This window comes from Photorhabdus viridis, assembly GCF_040256935.1.
GTDB lineage: Bacteria > Pseudomonadota > Gammaproteobacteria > Enterobacterales > Enterobacteriaceae > Photorhabdus > Photorhabdus viridis.
Genome location: NZ_JBEJZY010000006.1, coordinates 33,860 through 50,358 on the forward strand (window position 1 = coordinate 33,860; position 16,499 = coordinate 50,358).

Genomic DNA, 16,499 nt, shown 5'->3' on the forward strand with positions numbered 1-16,499 from the left:
AGCGCTATAGCTTACGAAATAATTCTTTATCGCGCTATCACCAATAGCCGATAAATTATTTTTCTTTACCGTTATCGCTCGCTTTTGCCTTATTTTTACTCTCTTTTTTATCATCGATTCCCAGAAAAGAGAGGCCGTATACTGCACGCCAGACAATATTGACCGCAGCAGGAACCAAACAACCAATACCAGCGAAAATCATAACAATATGCGCTTCCGACGTCATTAGCAGATCCGTTAAGATAACAATATCATTAATAGTCAAATATGCCAGTATCAACCACCCGATGCCGATAATTTCCAGCAGGATAACCTGCTTCGGCATATCTGCCAATGAACTCATACCGTCTTTATGACCCTGCATTTGCACCCTCGCTGATAATATGGTTTGCATTATACTACCGAAAGCCCGCTGCCAAAATCGGTATGATTAATTAAAACAAAAGGCAATTCCTGCTTTTTTTTGCCGATCTATGCAGGCATAGTAGCGATAAATGAACATGAGCAATACAGCAAATAGTACTATACCCAATAGATTTCATAGTTGCAGCGCGGCGGCAAGTGAACGCAGCCAACAAAGCAGCAACTTGAAAGATGAAGGGTATATCTTAAGATAACCAAGAGGAGTTTATATGTTTACTGTGATTTTCGGCCGTCCTGGCTGCCCGTACTGTGTCCGCGCGAAAGAGTTGGCTGAACGCCTGAAAGAACAGCGTGATGACTTTGACTTCCGTTATGTCGATATTCACGCAGAAGGCATCACTAAAGCCGATCTGGAAAAAACAGTCGGCAAGCCCGTAGAAACTGTTCCACAGATTTTCGTTGATGAAAAACATATCGGTGGCTGCACAGATTTCGAAGCGTATGTAAAAGAACACCAACTGTTGCAATAAACAAACCTCACGCTCTACTTTGTTACCGTAAAAATAGCGGGTGGTTATTATAACTGTTGACCCGATTGATTTGTGCAAAAAATGTTATTTTCATCAAACCGAAAAAAAATCTGCATTTTTTTCTTAATCACGAAGAACTTTCTTGCCAAATCGTAGTCTGACTTAATGCCACTGCTTTTCTTTGATATCCCCATATTGAGGAACCCGATAGTTCATCCACTTTGGTTCAAGACTATCGGGTTTTTTTATTACCTGAAGAATATGACTTTTATCAACACATCACCGATGCTACTAACGCTCAAGCTATCAGAGATGAGTACTAACACAGGGCTAAACCAGAAAATACTATTATACATATCAATAGGTTGTTTATTTTTTTACCCTCATTACCACCAGATATTTTTTTGATGGAAATATAAACCAAAAATAAATAACATCCATAATCAAGACAATTATTCTTTACTCACAAGCCAAGCAATTTTACCCTCTTACACTGAGCTGTCGTGATATACAAAATAAATGACCATATGTGAGGCCTGATTTGTTAGAGCAAATAAACCACAATCTGTTTACTTTTTTCAATGCTACGCCTGAATCATCACCTGTCATGATTGCAATGGCTATTTTCATTGCGAAATACCTGGTTCTTATTTTCCCTCTGACATTGGCTGGTTTCTGGTTTTGGGGTTCAGAACGCGCTCTCCCCCGTCATCGGATTATCGTCAGTAAAACCGCCATGGCTTTCTGTTTTGCTATACTAGCCTCATTCTGTATCGGTTTACTCTGCCCTCACGACCGCCCTTTCGCCGAAGGTTTTGGTTACAATTTTCTTCCCCACGCGCCAACAACCTCATTCCCAAGTAATCATGGAACAACTGTCTTCACTTTCGCTTTATCCTTTCTGTTCTGGCACAGAATCTTACCCGGTTTGTACTTGATGGCAGCCGCACTGGTTATCGCATGGGCCAGAGTCTATTTAGGCGTTCATTGGCCGATGGATATGGTCGGGGCATTTCTCGTCAGCCTGATGAGCTGTGCTTTTACACAAATGGTATGGACTCTGTTCGGCGAAAATTTGCAAAAAAGATTACACAACCTGTATCAGCGCTGCTGCTCGTTTCCTATCCGGAAAGGTTGGATAAAAAGCTAGCAATACATACACTGCCAATAATCCGGACTCACAAAAATGCGGGTATTTATGCCAGCACAGTGTTTTCAACAGACAAGATACATGCAACTTAATCATCTTAGATAAGCAAACTCCGTCTTAGTCAAGATCTTTTTATTAGAAATTGCTGGGTAATTTCACACGCAAAAGATGAACATTAGTTAAACAACAGGATAATATCCCACATTCTATTTAACATTTATTTGCTTTTAAATTCAGCTCAACTTTTTTCATAAATCAAGAAAACCTGTACAAATCACTATGCAAATAAATATATAACGAAAGAGATTATTAAAACCTAATCGAAGAATGAATAGTACATATTTCATGCATATTATTGATACTATCAATTTGATATTCTTATTTTATATATATTTTTCACAAAGATACAAACATCGCACAAGATATACATATTTTCATATCTGGTAACAAATTGATATTTATCAATTTATTAACTCTTACTTCTCTTTATCGCTTGCATTCATTAATATGTAAACACAAGATAGGAAATAGCAAAAACATAAGAGAATAATGAGAGTTGAGTAATAGATAAATTGAGGTTATAATTTGACCTTATTAAAATTGGCAATATTCAGGTAACAATTACACTAAATTTCGTAACATGATGACTTTTCGGGATATATTACGCATTTGAGACGATGATCACGGTACTATTCACTAAAAATCGCTATCTTGCCGAAATCAAAATTTTAGCTTTAAAATTCCCAAACTTTCTTTCAAAAGAGAAAGTAAAGCGAAAATTCTGGCTGACTAATTTAAAGTCTAATTTTCGACCAAGATGTTAATGTGGTAATAAAAACCAGAGATATTTAAAGAATTTATACTTATAAAGAAAGAGTTAGACCACACGCATTTACATGCATGCGGCATTGTAGTTTTGTTTTTTAATTTACCGCGTTATTCTCGGAGATAACTATGGATATGACTCAAACAGGTACGATCGCTTCCCCGGCTACCAGCCCAAGCGATTATAAAACCTGGCGTAAATCAGATACAGTATGGATGCTTGGCTTATATGGTACCGCAATTGGTGCTGGTGTGCTGTTTCTACCCATCAACGCAGGTATTGGCGGTCTGCTGCCCCTGCTGGTGATGACACTGCTGGCTTTCCCAATGACATTCTTTGCTCACCGTGGAATGTGCCGTTTCGTTCTGTCCGGTAAGAATCCAGGTGAAGATATTACCGAAGTGGTAGAAGAACACTTTGGCAGCCTGGCAGGTAAACTGATCACCCTGCTCTACTTCTTCGCTATCTATCCGATTCTGCTGGTTTACAGTGTTGCTATTACCAACACCGTAGACAGCTTTATTGTTCATCAACTGCATCTGCCCTCTCCACCTCGCGCCCTTCTGGCTCTGATCTTGATTGTTGGCATAATGAGCATCGTTCGTTTTGGTGAACAAGCTATCGTTAAGGCAATGAGCGTACTGGTATTCCCATTTGTTGCAGTTTTGATGCTACTAGCGTTTTACTTGATCCCTAACTGGAACACCGCCATTTTCGAAAACATCACCGTTTCTGCTTCGAGTGCAAGCCATGGGCTGCTGATTACTCTGTGGCTGGCGATTCCAGTCATGGTGTTCTCCTTTAACCACTCACCAATCATCTCTGCATTCGCGGTAGCAAAACGTGAAGAGTATGGTGAGAACGCAGAGAGAAAATGCTCGCGCATTCTGTCATACGCTCACATCATGATGGTTATAACCGTCATGTTCTTCGTATTCAGTTGCGTATTGAGTCTGTCTCCAGAGAACCTGGCAGAAGCTAAAGCACAAAATATTTCTATTCTGTCTTATCTGGCGAACCACTTTAATACACCAGTGATTGCCTACATTGCTCCGTTTATTGCATTTATCGCAATTACTAAATCTTTCCTTGGCCATTATCTGGGGGCTCGTGAAGGTTTTAACGGTATGGTTGTTAAGACACTACGCGACCAGGGCAAAACTATTGAGCCTAAAAAGCTGAATCGTATCACATCCATTTTCATGTTAGTGACCACATGGATAGTCGCTACCCTGAACCCAAGTATCCTGGAAATGATCGAAAGATTGGGTGGTCCGATTATCGCAATGCTGCTGTTCATTATGCCAATGTATGCAATCCGTAAAGTACCTGCTATGCGCAAATATAGCGGCAAACTGAGTAACGTATTTATCGTCTTCCTAGGGCTGGTTGCTATCTCCGCCGTCCTTTACTCGCTATTTGCATAATTAACGCCCGGTTGCTGCCCTCTTCTGCGGGCAGCAACCGAATAATGACATCAGCCTACTGACTCTCAATATCAAAACACCTGAGTCAGTAAGCAGAAAAATTTAAACTACACTTCCCACTTCACCCAGTCTCCTTTTTGTTCGTCGTATTGCCACAGATCATCTTCGTCGAAATGTCCACGCTCTTCTATCGGCACCCCTTGTTGTTGTTCCTCTTCCCATTGTTGCCGCAACTTATCTGTTAAGATATAAGGTGTTCTAGTGATAATTTCTCCAATAAAAGGAAATCTATTTCCGGTTTCCTCCAAATGGATAAACTTGGCGCCAGTGGGAATATTCGAGATGACTACGGCCTCAGTCGCTGAAGGGAAGAGAATATAACCATTAATCAAAGGGAAATATTGCGGTAAACCAGGTTTATGCGGTGGTGGAATAATGTCAACCGCATTCCATGAAAGAAGATAATCCAACCCCTCATCTTTATTAGGCCCCATTGGATAACCTTGGTAAAAATAACGATTTTGAACTGAATAACTCCCCGTCAATACATATGCTATATAAAAATAGTAACTGACCAGATCTATTTCTTCTGTTCTGAATGTACCGAATATTGAATGCAAAGGAAACGTTCCCATGCCGCCAAGGAGACCAACAACCTCATACTGTTCATCGTGACCATACTGATCAATATATTTTCCCGTCTTGATTTTCGACACCTGCATATCCGTCAAAATATTGTCGTGTCCATTACTTGAATTGAATCTATATCGACCGTAAAGAAAGTGCAGACTATCCTCATAAATGTAAGTAAATTGCTCTTGATTAAGAGTACGGAGAGGATCGGGTTTGTCTGTCCATCGCTTATCAGCACCTAAATTATTACGATTTCCGAAGCGAATAGAAAGCTCCATCGGATCAAGATATGACATATAACCACCTTTTTATCACAAAATAGTGGGCACATACACCCATTAAAAAAACGATAATTATTTTACTAACAAAGGGTTAACTATATTATCATTTCAATTTACAACCTCCTGCTCTGTATTGTTCTTACTTATCCCAAAATGTGTTACGCCCAAAGTGTTAAATAAATGTATTGATTTTCCACCAAAAACAAGCAATCCATATCCCTATTTAAAAACTGATGAGTTATAATTATTTCCTTTTTAAGAATATTAATTACTTGATAAATATAAGAATCGTCATAACATTGTTTAGTCTTAATATTGAAATAGTTAACCGTATCTCTATTTTCTGCATTAATTAGTTTTTTAAATAATAGATGAGTAATTCACAAAGAAAAAGATTTTTCGTAAGAAACATATACAGCATCTCATTCGCATTAATATTTGTATAAATTTCAAACAAATAAAGCAACCATATTTATTCACTATTATTAGAAATATAATTTACATTTTTAATTATCAAACTAATCATTCAAAAACAAATACATTATCAATAATATTTTAATTTCATCTAATTATACAAAATATATAAAATTACAATTGTCTTATATTTCTCATATTGACAATCTATTTTCTATTTTTTTAAAAAAATTACCCCATATATCAGGTGATTACATTATTTTTCAAAATTTATTTGACAACATCCAAATGGCACCTATAGTTATATGTGTTAGACAAAATGTTATATGCCAATTAAAACCATTAACTGTCCTATATTTTTAGTGCTAAAAAAATTTCTTATGTAGATTGCTTTATAGTAGAGGTACCAACCACCTTATATTTCTCAAGAGAATATTTTTCTATTCTTTACTTTGGGACAATATAAGTTAATTTATCAATTATATTATATTTTGGAGTTTATATTATGATTAACGACATGCATCCTTCTTTAATTAAAGATAAAGATATGGTAGACGATATGCTCTTACGTAGCTGTAAAATCATTTGCATGAGAGTTATGCCAGACAAAGCTATGCAAGTTATGATAACAGTATTACTCCATGATGGTGTATCTGAAGAAATGCTGTTGAAATGGAATCTTATGGATAATAGAGGCATGGCTATTTATAAAGTTCTTATGGAAGCTCTTTGCGCTAAGAAAGATGTGAAGATAGGAACTGTAGGAAAAGTCGGACCTCTCGGCTGCGATTATATTAATTGCGTAGAAATCTCTATGTAAAATAATCACTTGTTGTTAAATGTTTGGGCTAAATAATAATTCCTAATAGAAAATCGATCTGATTAAAGCAATTTAATGAATTGTAAAATACAATACTGTTGCAATAGGGTATTTAGCACAACATTTTTCAGTTAAAATGATGCCGATTTTACAAAAGCTCATTCTATCAAACTTAAGGCAGAACGTAATATCAACGTTCTGCCTGCCATTATTACATTTAGTGCCATTTAATAGAGAAATAGAAATTTATAAAAAATTCAATATTAATTTACCTGACTATATATTTACCGAATAGAACATTAGAAATAACAATCACTCAAACTTTAATTTTCCAACAAAACAAAATCCGTTAAAAACCACCTGTAAAATAATAAACACTTCAACTCAAGCTTCGAAAACAACATAGAATAATATTTTAATTTTTATGCTCGTTAACATTTCATTCCTAAATATAATTATACAAAAAATACTTTTACATTGTGATTATTAACAGAAATAATATGCATTAATACTATTAAAACTAAAATACATTCCCATGAATTAATTCCAAATTTTACAATTATATATTCATCAGATTACTTCCAACACACATGATTTATTAACAATAATATCCCATACCAATAGCATCACATATAAATTAATTGTTAATTTTATCCTTTCAAAAAGACATAAATAAATATCAATATTATTTTTTGATTATCGTTATCCCTTTGATTATTATAACTCTAACCCTTTAGAGGAAATATATTATTGGTGAAATTTTAGCAGCATCAATAATTATATAACACGGATAAACTTTTAATATAGATTACAATTACCAATTACCTTATATTTCTTCGGCGGCCAAATTATTGGTCTGTACATTTGAGTAATAAGAATTTACTTTTCAACTACATTAAACTATAGGATTAATACAATGAACTTTGCACATCCTTCTGCAACTGGTGAAGTGGCAACAGAAAATAAAATTGAGCAAGCTCCTAATTACTATTTCGCTGTTGGTACCGTAACTTCAGTTCAAGCAGCACCAGATCAAAACCAATTGCAGATTACTGTGACTATGCAATTCCCTAACGGTAAATTTAACTACATCTTATGGTGGAATACTCAAGACTACAAAGGCGCAGCACTGTACCACCTTCTTCTGAACGCTTGCAGCAGTAACAAACGTGTAAATATAACCTCTTCATCAGTTGTTTCTCCTGGTGGTTACAATTATATCTACAACGCAACATTACTGGCTTAATATCAAGTTATAAGCCACTAGATGGCTGCGTCAAATACGATATTGTTACAATAATATTTGGCGCAGTATTTCTTTTGTAGAATAAGGTTTATATTTATTCAAAGCCAAAAGAAGCTTGTTACCAAATACTCCTTTCTCCAGGCAGAACCGGAATTTCAAAGTTCCGCCTGTTCTGGAATTATTTATTTACAACAATACTAATTTTAATTCTTAGCTCAACATTAACTTAATTTAAATATTATGTGAAATAAAAACGATAACAAATCAAAAATAAATTACAATATGTTTAATTACGTTAACAATAGTATATTAAATTAATTTCATTAGTTATATTTTACAACTCAGATGTTTTAATTTATTAATAATTAATTTCACATCTAATACTATCTACAAAATAATAAAAAAACAATTTAAAGCTGTTCTCTTGACAAATATCAATAACGCTTACTACTATTTTTAGCGCATGAATATCTATTTTCCTTTTATTTATTACCGGTAGATTCACATAATAGGTGATTATATGTCAAAAGAAAATCAACACATTAAAAAAACATCTTCAGGTTATGCAACAGATCATTTCTATGATGGAATATGTGTTTGGCAAAAATGTCACGGTCTTTGAAAAAGATACTGAAGGTGAAAATAAACCGCTGAATTTATGGGTTTACTGGAAAGATAAACCTAACGGCGTTTTATTATTCAAAGGCCGGTATAACGGTTCTGCCGTAAAAAGCAGCGGGGATTGTTCTCTGGAAAAAGACAAATATATGTAAAACGTGCGCGACAAAAATGCCGCGCCCTGAGCCAGGAAGAATATATCTGCTGCATGTTGGCGTTCGAACTCATCCTCCCAAAAAAATTAAATACTTAAATTAAATCAACCAAAAATAGCATTAAACCAACCGCTAACTTTCATGACAATCAAATCCCAAATACGACTGAAAAACCCTCCTTTCTCAACAACGTCTTTAACAACTAAAGGCCGCTGCTCAATAACTTTATCACCTAATTGGAAATTAATAACACCAACAACCTGGTTTTTTGTCAAAGGTGCTTCCAATGGTGTTTGATTCAACGTATAACTGGCTTTCAGATTTTTCAACTGACCACGGGGAATCGTGATTGCTGCGTCTTTTTCCACACCAAGAGCAACATCTGACCGATCACCATACCAAACCTTTTCTGAAACAAACGGTTCACTGGCTTTAATTGGTGTCACCGTTTCATAAAAACGAAATCCCCACAAGAGTAATTTTTCGCTTTCAGCGAAACGAACCCGATCGCTTGGCGCGCCCAGCACAACGGAAATAAGCCTCATTGGCCCCTCTGTCGCTGAAGCAACCAAATTATGGCCGGCGCCGCTGGTATAGCCTGTTTTCACACCATCCACATTCATATTTTTATTCCACAGCAATCGGTTACGATTAGGCTGTCGAATGTTATTAAAGGTGAACTCTTTCTCTTTATGAAGGGCGTATTCATCAGGAACATCACGGATCATGGCCTGACTCAATACCGCCATATCACGAGCGGTACTGAATTGACCTTCAGCATCCAATCCATGAACAGTACGAAAATAGGTATTAGTCAACCCAAGCGCTTTTGCATAATTATTCATCAGACTAACAAATGCGTCCTGACTACCTGCCACATGATCAGCTAAAGCAATGCTGGCATCATTACCAGACTGAATAACAACACCGCGATTCAGGTCGATCACTTTTACCCTGTCACCGGGTTTAAGAAACATCAGAGAAGAACCTTTCAGTATCGGGTTACCCGTTGCCCAGGCATCCTTTCCGACCGTAACCCAATCTTCCGGTGTGATTTTTCCGGCTTTTATCGCCTGACCAACCACATAGCTGGTCATAATTTTTGTCAGACTGGCTGGATCAAGCGGCTCATCAGAATTACCAGAAGCCAAAATTTTACCGCTATCATAATCCATCAACACATAAGCTTTAGCCTCCACCGAAGGAACGACAGGTTCATCCGACGCATAAGCACTGGTATTTACGACTAATATAGCTGACAGCACCGCAGTAACACACTTCATCGTCATAGCCAAACTGTTCTTCATCACCCTTCTCCCTTTTACTTACAAGAAAAATGTCAGATTTCTATTAATATAAGATGTTGTATGACAAGAAACCAATGTAATAGTGCAAAGATTGTTCTGACCATTGATTTTAATTTAAGTGGCCGTCTAATCACCCTGATTTAAGGAGAAACCCATGTTGACCGTTTGGGGCCGTAAAAACTCTTCCAATGTAAAAAAGTGCTCTGGTGCCTGAAAGAGCTGAATGTGCCGTATAACCAGATAGATGTTGGCGGTAAATTTGGCAAACTGGATGACCCGCAAGATCTACAAGAAAGAGCGAATGCAGATAAATGGATGGATTGGGTCAGTTCACTCCATCTTTGCCAAATATTGAACGCTGGTACCAGCGGATGGCAGCAAGACCCGCGTTCAAAGAAATTGTCATGATTGAATTAAATTAATAAAAATCAGCTCATTGGCATCCATCTGGGATCTGGGTATTGATACTCAAACCCTAACTGTCTACAAATACGGCTGCCATCAATAATCCGACTCTTCACCTGAGTTCCTTCTCTGGCAAACTCAGGTGGAATTAAATCAAGCTGATTGCTCGCTTTAGGGTAAAACTCAACTTTGGTTGGATGAACAGGCGCACATAAATTATAAATATGCCCCCCCTCAGTCCTCTGAATTAACAGACTAATGGCTGAAATAACATCATCCTGATGAACCAGATTTACCAGCTGGCCCCCGCCTTTGACTTCCTTTTTCCCCGCCAGAAAACGCCCGGCATGACGACCACTCCCCACCAGCCCAGCCAAACGTAAAATATCAACGGAAATATTTGGCAGTTTGTGCAACCAATTCTCTAATTCAACCAATGCCTGAGCTGAAGGTGTTTCAGGGCAAAAAGGAGCATCTTCATTCAGGTTACCGGCAATAAAACCATAAACGGAAGTAGAACTGGTGAAAATAATCCTTGGTACAGAATATGATAGAGCCGTATCGACAATTAACTGAACTGCCTTAACATAGTTATGACTACCACCCACCGTGTGGCTTGCCGGTAAAGTGATAATCAGCACATCAGCGACCATCAACTGTTCCAAATCATCAAACGCACAATTAATTTGGGGTTCCAGTTGTAACAAATAACATTCGATACCAGACATACGCGCTGCGTCTACACCATCTGGCGTCGTTTTACTGCCAACAACCTGCATACCGCTACGGCTCAATGCTTTGGCTAATGGCATTCCCAACCAACCCAGACCGATAATGGAAATTTTTTTCATCATCACCCCTTTTTATGCCTGATATTACTTTGATTATGCTGACAATCTGAACATTAAGCCACTGTTATTATTAATCCTGTACTTTTCTTATAGCAAACAATATTTCAAGTAAAAACAAGATATTATTGTAATATAAATTTATTGTTAAAAAAATTGATTGCTTTTAGCCTGCCAAATCGTATAGGTTGAATAGCAAGCAAAAAATTTAATCACTGTGGGTTGCCAATCAAAGCAACCAGCAGCAAATGGTAAATACTAGAAATAGTCAATGTAAAAAAGAGAAGCCCATTATGATTCGCATTCAATTCAACCATCATCATCACCATCATCCTGATTAGTCTTTCAGGCTGCTGTGTGCTGGAAGACGTTTAACGGTCTTCCGGTGGCATGAATGCAATACAAAACCCTCGGAAGAATTCTTCCGAGGGTTTTTTTATGTTTCCGATTTTAAATAGGGATAAAAATGTTAGATAAATCACGTTTACGTATAGCGATGCAAAAATCAGGCCGATTAAGCGAAGATTCACGAGAGTTACTGGCCCTCTGTGGGATTAAAATCAATCTGCAACAACAACGTCTGATTGCATTCGCGGAGAATATGCCAATTGATATCCTGCGGGTACGTGATGACGATATCCCAGGACTGGTTATAGATGGCGTCGTTGATCTGGGCATTATTGGTGAAAATGTGCTGGAAGAAGAGCTGCTAAATCGCCGTGCTCAGGGAGAAGATCCACGTTATTTCACTTTACGCCGTCTTGATTTCGGCACTTGTCGTCTTTCACTGGCAGCACCTCTGGATTACAACTATACCGGCGTCGAATGTCTGCAAGATGCCCGTATCGCTACCTCTTACCCTCACCTGCTAAAACGTTATCTTGATCAGAAAAAAATCCACTTTAAATCCTGTCTGCTAAATGGCTCAGTAGAAGTTGCCCCCCGGGCCGGTTTGGCAGACGCCATCTGTGATCTGGTTTCAACCGGTGCAACTCTGGAAGCAAATGGCCTGCGGGAAGTGGAAGTTATCTACCGTTCAAAAGCCTGTCTGATCCAACGTGATGGCGAAATGCCCGCCGAAAAACAGCAATTAATAGATAAGTTAATGAGCCGCATTCAAGGAGTGATTCAGGCCCGTGAATCCAAGTACATCATGTTGCATGCACCAAATGAAAGACTCGAAGAAGTGATTTCTCTGCTACCAGGGGCAGAACGTCCGACTATCCTACCGCTGGCAGGTGATCAGAACCGCGTTGCTATGCATATGGTGAGCAGTGAAACCCTGTTTTGGGAAACGATGGAGAAACTTAAATCCCTTGGCGCCAGTTCCATTTTAGTTTTGCCGATTGAAAAAATGATGGAGTAAACAAGATGACTACCCGTTTCGAAACCTTGATTCGTTGGCAGGAATGTCATGCTGAACAGCAAAGCGCTTTGCTGACACGCCCTGCTGTTGCGGCTTCAGAAGAAATTTCCCGCACAGTGGAAAAAATTCTGAATGCAGTTAAAGCTGATGGTGATAGCACTCTGCGGGAACTCAGCCAACATTTCGACAAAATCACTATTAAAAATATCCGTATCTCGCCGGAAGAGATAGAAGCCGCAGAGAACCGCCTGAATAATGAAATTAAACAGGCGATGCAGCAAGCAATGAATAATATCCGCGTTTTCCACGAAGCTCAGAAACCTGTGGAGATTAAAGTGGAAACTCAGCCTGGAGTCCATTGCCGACAAATAACACGACCCATTGATTCTGTCGGGTTGTATATCCCCGGAGGTTCCGCGCCATTACCTTCTACCGTTTTGATGCTCGGAACGCCTGCCAAAATAGCGGGTTGCCGTAAAGTGGTACTTTGTTCTCCGCCACCTATTGCCGATGAAATTCTCTATGCAGCCAAACTGTGCGGAATTACGGAAATATTCCAGATTGGCGGAGCACAGGCCATTGCCGCTATGGCATTCGGAACAGAATCCATACCCAAAATAGATAAGGTTTTTGGCCCTGGTAACACTTATGTCACTGAAGCTAAAAGACAAATTAGCCAGCGAATGGACGGTGCCGCTATTGATATGCCTGCCGGACCATCGGAAGTGCTTATTATTGCCGATGAGAGTGCAAACCCTGTATTTGCTGCCGCAGATTTACTCTCACAAGCAGAACACGGACCGGATTCACAAGTCATATTGGTCACGCCTAATGAGAATCTAGCCAAAAAAGTTATAGCGGAAATCGAAAAACAGCTTACCCTGCTCTCCCGCAAACAGATTGCCGCCAAGGCACTGGAACACAGCCGCATTATTGTGACCAAAAACCTGCAACAGTGTGTAGAAATCAGTAACCGCTATGGCCCTGAACACCTGATTATTCAAACTTGTCAACCAGAACATCTTGTTGAAAAAATCACCAGTGCCGGCTCAGTTTTCCTTGGTGACTGGTCGCCAGAATCTGCGGGAGATTACGCCTCAGGAACCAATCATGTCTTACCAACCTATGGCTACACCTCAACTTATTCCAGCCTTGGTCTGGCTGATTTCCTGAAGCGTATGACGATTCAGCAACTCACTCCGCAAGGGCTGCTGGACTTATCTCAGACCATTGAAACACTAGCGCAGGCAGAACAATTGACTGCTCACAAAAACGCCGTCACTTTACGCGTGGCTGCACTGAATATTGCAGATAAGGAGTAAACATGAATAACGTTTTTGATGCCAATCTGTTGGCACGCGAAAATGTCCGCAAATTAATACCTTATATGTCTGCCCGTCGCCTCGGCGGCAATGGCGATGTTTGGTTGAATGCCAATGAATACCCACTGGCCCCTGAGTTACAACTCACCGGGCAGACACTGAACCGTTATCCTGACTGCCAGCCTGCATCAGTAATCTGCCGTTATGCAACCTATGCCGGTTTACAACCTGATCAAGTACTGGCCTGTCGTGGCGCAGATGAATCCATTGAGCTGCTGATCCGTGTATTTTGTGAACCTGGACAAGATGCAGTGCTGTTCTGCCCTCCGACTTATGGTATGTACAGTGTCAGCGCAGAAGCTTTCGGTGTCGAACAAAAGAAAATTGCCGCACTGAAAAATTGGCAACTGGATATCAAAGCAATCGAAAATAACCTCGACCGGGTAAAGCTTATCTATATCTGTAGCCCTAACAATCCAACAGGGAACTCGATCAACCCTGATGCACTACGTAAAGTTCTGGAACTGGCAGCCAATCGCGCAATTGTCACTATTGATGAAGCCTATATTGAGTTCTGCCCGGAAAATAGTATCGCAAGCTGGCTAAAAAACTATCCGAATTTAGTCATTTTGCGAACCCTCTCGAAAGCTTTTGCTTTAGCGGGTTTGCGCTGTGGATTTACTCTCGCCTCTGTGGATATCATCACTCTGTTGTTAAAAGTCATTGCGCCTTACCCGCTTTCCACTCCTGTTGCGAATATTGCAGCACAGGCACTGACAGCAGAAGGCATCGCCGTTATGCAAAAACGGGTCATTGAAATCAGGGAGAACCGCGACTACTTGCAGCAAGCTCTGAATAAATTGGCCATCGTTGAAAAAGTATTCCCCAGTGAAACCAACTACACACTGGTGAAATTCTATGATGCCGAAACCGTTTTCAGAACATTATGGCATCAGGGCATTATTCTGCGCGACCAGCGCAAACAGCCTGAATTGGATGGTTGCCTGCGGATCACCATAGGCACCCGTAAAGAATGTGAACAGGTGGTTGCAGCCATCAGCACCCTTTCCACTAAAAATAAACAACAAAAGGAAACAACACGCTGATGAACCAGAAACACCTTTTTATTGACCGGGATGGCACGCTGATCACTGAACCATTAATAGATTTTCAGGTTGATCGCCTGGACAAACTGGCATTGGAAGCTGATGTTATTCCTGCTCTGCTTGCTCTGCAAAAATCAGGTTTCAAGCTGATTATGATCACTAATCAGGATGGCCTTGGTACAAATAGCTTTCCATTGGAACAGTTTGAACCACCACACAACCTGATGATGCAGATTTTTAATTCTCAAGGGATCCGCTTTGATGAAGTTTTAATTTGCCCACACAAGCCAGAAGATAACTGTAATTGCCGTAAGCCAAAAATAAAATTGGTGGAAAAATATCTGGCCGAAGGCTTGATGGACACGACTAACAGCTATGTTATTGGTGACCGAGAAACAGATCTGCAACTAGCTGAAAATATGGGAATTAAGGGGTTACGTTACCATCCGGAAAACCTTGGCTGGCGAACCATAAGTGAACAACTAACCCGTAAATATCGTCATGCTCACGTTCAACGAGTGACAAAAGAGACCTCTATCAAGATTGACGTTTGGCTCGATCATGAAGGTGGCAGCAAAATCAATACCGGCGTCGGATTCTTCGACCATATGCTGGATCAGATTGCTACCCACGGTGGCTTCCGTATGCATATCCAAGTTAAAGGCGACCTCTGTATTGATGATCACCACACTGTTGAGGATACCGGTCTGGCTCTCGGCGAAGCGTTAAAGCTGGCTCTGGGAAATAAACGGGGCATCTGCCGCTTCGGTTTTGTGTTGCCAATGGATGAATGCCTTGCCCGCTGTGCTCTGGACATCTCTGGTCGCCCCCACCTTGAATATAAAGCTGAGTTCAAATACCAGCGAGTGGGTGATCTGAGTACCGAAATGGTTGAGCATTTCTTCCGCTCACTCTCTTATGCAATGGCCTGCACACTGCACCTAGAAACGAAAGGCAGCAATGATCACCACAGAGCGGAAAGCTTGTTCAAAGTCTTTGGCCGGACACTGCGTCAGGCGATTCGAATAGAAGGCGATACATTGCCAAGTTCCAAAGGGGTCCTATGATGAAAGTCGTCATTCTTGATACTGGCTGCGCTAACCTGTCATCAGTCGCTTATGCTATCCAAAAATTAGGTTATAAGCCTGAAATCAGTCTGGATCCAGCAACGATCCTGACCGCAGATAAATTACTTCTGCCTGGCGTCGGCACGGCCAGTGCAGCAATGGATCAACTGAAACAACGGGAACTTATCCCGTTAATTAAAGTACTGAACCAACCTGTGTTAGGTATTTGTCTTGGCATGCAATTATTCGCCGCCACCAGCGAAGAAGGCGATCATGTCACAGGTGATACAGGTGATGATGTCACTCTGCTTGAGTTTATTGACTCACCGGTCAAAAAAATGGCTACCAATGGGCTTCCGTTGCCTCATATGGGCTGGAATCAGGTTCTGCCAGAAGCCGGGCACCCTCTGTTCCGCAGCATTAAAGACAATAGCCATTTTTATTTCGTCCATAGTTACGCGATCCCAGTGAATACATACACAATCGCTCAAACTGAATATGGCAATACTTTCAGCAGTGCAATCGCCAAAGATAACTTCTTTGGCGTGCAGTTTCACCCTGAACGTTCCGGTGCCGCTGGAGCCAGGCTATTAAAGAATTTTCTGGAGATGTAAG

16 protein-coding genes, 1 pseudogene and 1 other annotated feature are annotated in these 16,499 nt (G+C 39.9%); of the genes and pseudogenes, 13 read left to right on the forward strand and 4 right to left on the reverse strand.

Translation table 11 applies throughout. The features are described from left to right. Window positions 1-55 precede the first annotated feature (55 nt). Window positions 56-394: a YbjC family protein gene (locus ABR397_RS03450; RefSeq protein WP_231398196.1), complete on the reverse strand. Its 339-nt coding sequence runs from the start codon at window positions 392-394 to the stop codon at window positions 56-58. A 238-nt stretch (window positions 395-632) separates the two neighbouring features. Here ABR397_RS03450 and ABR397_RS03455 point away from each other — a divergent pair, with 238 nt between their 5' ends. From ABR397_RS03455 to ABR397_RS03465, 3 genes are all read left to right on the forward strand, one after another. Then, window positions 633-893, forward strand: coding sequence for a GrxA family glutaredoxin (locus ABR397_RS03455; protein WP_011145878.1), 261 nt, complete (start codon window positions 633-635; stop codon window positions 891-893). Window positions 894-1,434: 541 nt separating this feature from the next. Further along, window positions 1,435-2,043, forward strand: coding sequence for an undecaprenyl-diphosphate phosphatase (gene ybjG, locus ABR397_RS03460; protein ID WP_350304490.1), 609 nt, complete (start codon window positions 1,435-1,437; stop codon window positions 2,041-2,043). A 954-nt stretch (window positions 2,044-2,997) separates the two neighbouring features. Beyond that, on the forward strand, window positions 2,998-4,296 hold the full coding sequence (locus ABR397_RS03465) for an HAAAP family serine/threonine permease (protein WP_350304491.1): 1,299 nt from the start codon (window positions 2,998-3,000) through the stop codon (window positions 4,294-4,296). Between the two features lie 107 nt (window positions 4,297-4,403). On the opposite strand, the gene ABR397_RS03470 is transcribed toward ABR397_RS03465, so the two are convergent. Beyond that, entirely contained in the window at window positions 4,404-5,225 is an 822-nt protein-coding gene (locus ABR397_RS03470; protein ID WP_350304492.1) for a hypothetical protein, read from the reverse strand. A 904-nt stretch (window positions 5,226-6,129) separates the two neighbouring features. Between ABR397_RS03470 and ABR397_RS03475 the strand changes: the two genes are divergently transcribed. The 3 genes from ABR397_RS03475 (at window position 6,130) to ABR397_RS03485 (ending at window position 8,463) form a co-directional block, all read left to right on the forward strand. Then, window positions 6,130-6,444: a Cro/Cl family transcriptional regulator gene (locus ABR397_RS03475; protein ID WP_350304493.1), complete on the forward strand. Its 315-nt coding sequence runs from the start codon at window positions 6,130-6,132 to the stop codon at window positions 6,442-6,444. Window positions 6,445-7,360: 916 nt separating this feature from the next. Further along, window positions 7,361-7,690, forward strand: a complete 330-nt coding sequence (locus ABR397_RS03480; protein WP_350304494.1) for a hypothetical protein — start codon at window positions 7,361-7,363, stop codon at window positions 7,688-7,690. A gap of 563 nt (window positions 7,691-8,253) precedes the next feature. Continuing rightward, complete coding sequence (locus ABR397_RS03485; RefSeq protein ID WP_350304495.1) at window positions 8,254-8,463, forward strand: hypothetical protein; 210 nt, start codon at window positions 8,254-8,256, stop codon at window positions 8,461-8,463. A 104-nt stretch (window positions 8,464-8,567) separates the two neighbouring features. Here ABR397_RS03485 and ABR397_RS03490 read toward each other — a convergent pair whose 3' ends face one another. After that, window positions 8,568-9,752: a serine hydrolase gene (locus ABR397_RS03490; RefSeq protein ID WP_407072853.1), complete on the reverse strand. Its 1,185-nt coding sequence runs from the start codon at window positions 9,750-9,752 to the stop codon at window positions 8,568-8,570. Window positions 9,753-9,924: 172 nt separating this feature from the next. On the opposite strand from ABR397_RS03490, the pseudogene ABR397_RS03495 reads away from it, so the two are divergent. After that, window positions 9,925-10,103, forward strand: a pseudogene (locus tag ABR397_RS03495) (glutathione S-transferase); the annotation flags it as partial. A gap of 95 nt (window positions 10,104-10,198) precedes the next feature. Here the strand turns inward: ABR397_RS03495 and ABR397_RS03500 are convergent. Next, window positions 10,199-11,026 carry an SDR family oxidoreductase gene (locus tag ABR397_RS03500; RefSeq protein WP_350304497.1) on the reverse strand — a complete coding sequence of 276 codons (828 nt, stop codon included), beginning with the start codon at window positions 11,024-11,026 and terminating at the stop codon, window positions 10,199-10,201. Between the two features lie 290 nt (window positions 11,027-11,316). Between ABR397_RS03500 and hisL the strand changes: the two genes are divergently transcribed. The 6 genes from hisL (at window position 11,317) to hisH (ending at window position 16,498) form a co-directional block, all read left to right on the forward strand. Then, window positions 11,317-11,364 (forward strand): his operon leader peptide, encoded by a 48-nt coding sequence (hisL, locus tag ABR397_RS03505; RefSeq protein WP_152552705.1) that lies wholly within the window; start codon window positions 11,317-11,319, stop codon window positions 11,362-11,364. Then, window positions 11,340-11,463, forward strand: a sequence feature (His leader region). (Overlaps the previous gene by 25 nt.) 26 nt (window positions 11,464-11,489) lie before the next feature. After that, complete coding sequence (gene hisG, locus ABR397_RS03510; RefSeq protein ID WP_350304498.1) at window positions 11,490-12,389, forward strand: ATP phosphoribosyltransferase; 900 nt, start codon at window positions 11,490-11,492, stop codon at window positions 12,387-12,389. 5 nt (window positions 12,390-12,394) lie between these two features. Continuing rightward, a complete protein-coding gene (hisD, locus tag ABR397_RS03515) occupies window positions 12,395-13,711 on the forward strand; it encodes a histidinol dehydrogenase (protein ID WP_350304499.1) in 1,317 nt (438 codons plus the stop codon). A gap of 2 nt (window positions 13,712-13,713) precedes the next feature. After that, window positions 13,714-14,817 (forward strand): histidinol-phosphate transaminase, encoded by a 1,104-nt coding sequence (hisC, locus tag ABR397_RS03520; protein ID WP_350304500.1) that lies wholly within the window; start codon window positions 13,714-13,716, stop codon window positions 14,815-14,817. Continuing rightward, window positions 14,817-15,884, forward strand: coding sequence for a bifunctional histidinol-phosphatase/imidazoleglycerol-phosphate dehydratase HisB (gene hisB / locus ABR397_RS03525; protein WP_350304501.1), 1,068 nt, complete (start codon window positions 14,817-14,819; stop codon window positions 15,882-15,884). The genes hisC and hisB overlap by 1 nt, the downstream gene beginning before the upstream one ends. Beyond that, window positions 15,884-16,498: an imidazole glycerol phosphate synthase subunit HisH gene (gene hisH / locus ABR397_RS03530; RefSeq protein WP_350304502.1), complete on the forward strand. Its 615-nt coding sequence runs from the start codon at window positions 15,884-15,886 to the stop codon at window positions 16,496-16,498. The genes hisB and hisH overlap by 1 nt, the downstream gene beginning before the upstream one ends. The last annotated feature ends 1 nt before the right edge of the window (window position 16,499 follow it).

Bases quoted from the DNA above. Each gene is read 5' to 3' on its own strand.
- hisH (WP_350304502.1), top strand. From the start codon at position 15,884: ATGAAAGTCGTCATTCTTGATACTGGCTGCGCTAACCTGTCATCAGTC.
- ABR397_RS03455 (WP_011145878.1), top strand. From the start codon at position 633: ATGTTTACTGTGATTTTCGGCCGTCCTGGCTGCCCGTACTGTGTCCGC.
- hisD (WP_350304499.1), top strand. From the start codon at position 12,395: ATGACTACCCGTTTCGAAACCTTGATTCGTTGGCAGGAATGTCATGCT.
- hisC (WP_350304500.1), top strand. From the start codon at position 13,714: ATGAATAACGTTTTTGATGCCAATCTGTTGGCACGCGAAAATGTCCGC.
- ABR397_RS03500 (WP_350304497.1), bottom strand. From the start codon at position 11,026: ATGAAAAAAATTTCCATTATCGGTCTGGGTTGGTTGGGAATGCCATTA.
- ABR397_RS03450 (WP_231398196.1), bottom strand. From the start codon at position 394: ATGCAAACCATATTATCAGCGAGGGTGCAAATGCAGGGTCATAAAGAC.
- ABR397_RS03475 (WP_350304493.1), top strand. From the start codon at position 6,130: ATGATTAACGACATGCATCCTTCTTTAATTAAAGATAAAGATATGGTA.
- ABR397_RS03485 (WP_350304495.1), top strand. From the start codon at position 8,254: ATGCAACAGATCATTTCTATGATGGAATATGTGTTTGGCAAAAATGTC.
- ABR397_RS03480 (WP_350304494.1), top strand. From the start codon at position 7,361: ATGAACTTTGCACATCCTTCTGCAACTGGTGAAGTGGCAACAGAAAAT.
- ABR397_RS03465 (WP_350304491.1), top strand. From the start codon at position 2,998: ATGGATATGACTCAAACAGGTACGATCGCTTCCCCGGCTACCAGCCCA.
- hisB (WP_350304501.1), top strand. From the start codon at position 14,817: ATGAACCAGAAACACCTTTTTATTGACCGGGATGGCACGCTGATCACT.
- hisG (WP_350304498.1), top strand. From the start codon at position 11,490: ATGTTAGATAAATCACGTTTACGTATAGCGATGCAAAAATCAGGCCGA.
- ABR397_RS03490 (WP_407072853.1), bottom strand. From the start codon at position 9,752: ATGACGATGAAGTGTGTTACTGCGGTGCTGTCAGCTATATTAGTCGTA.
- ABR397_RS03470 (WP_350304492.1), bottom strand. From the start codon at position 5,225: ATGTCATATCTTGATCCGATGGAGCTTTCTATTCGCTTCGGAAATCGT.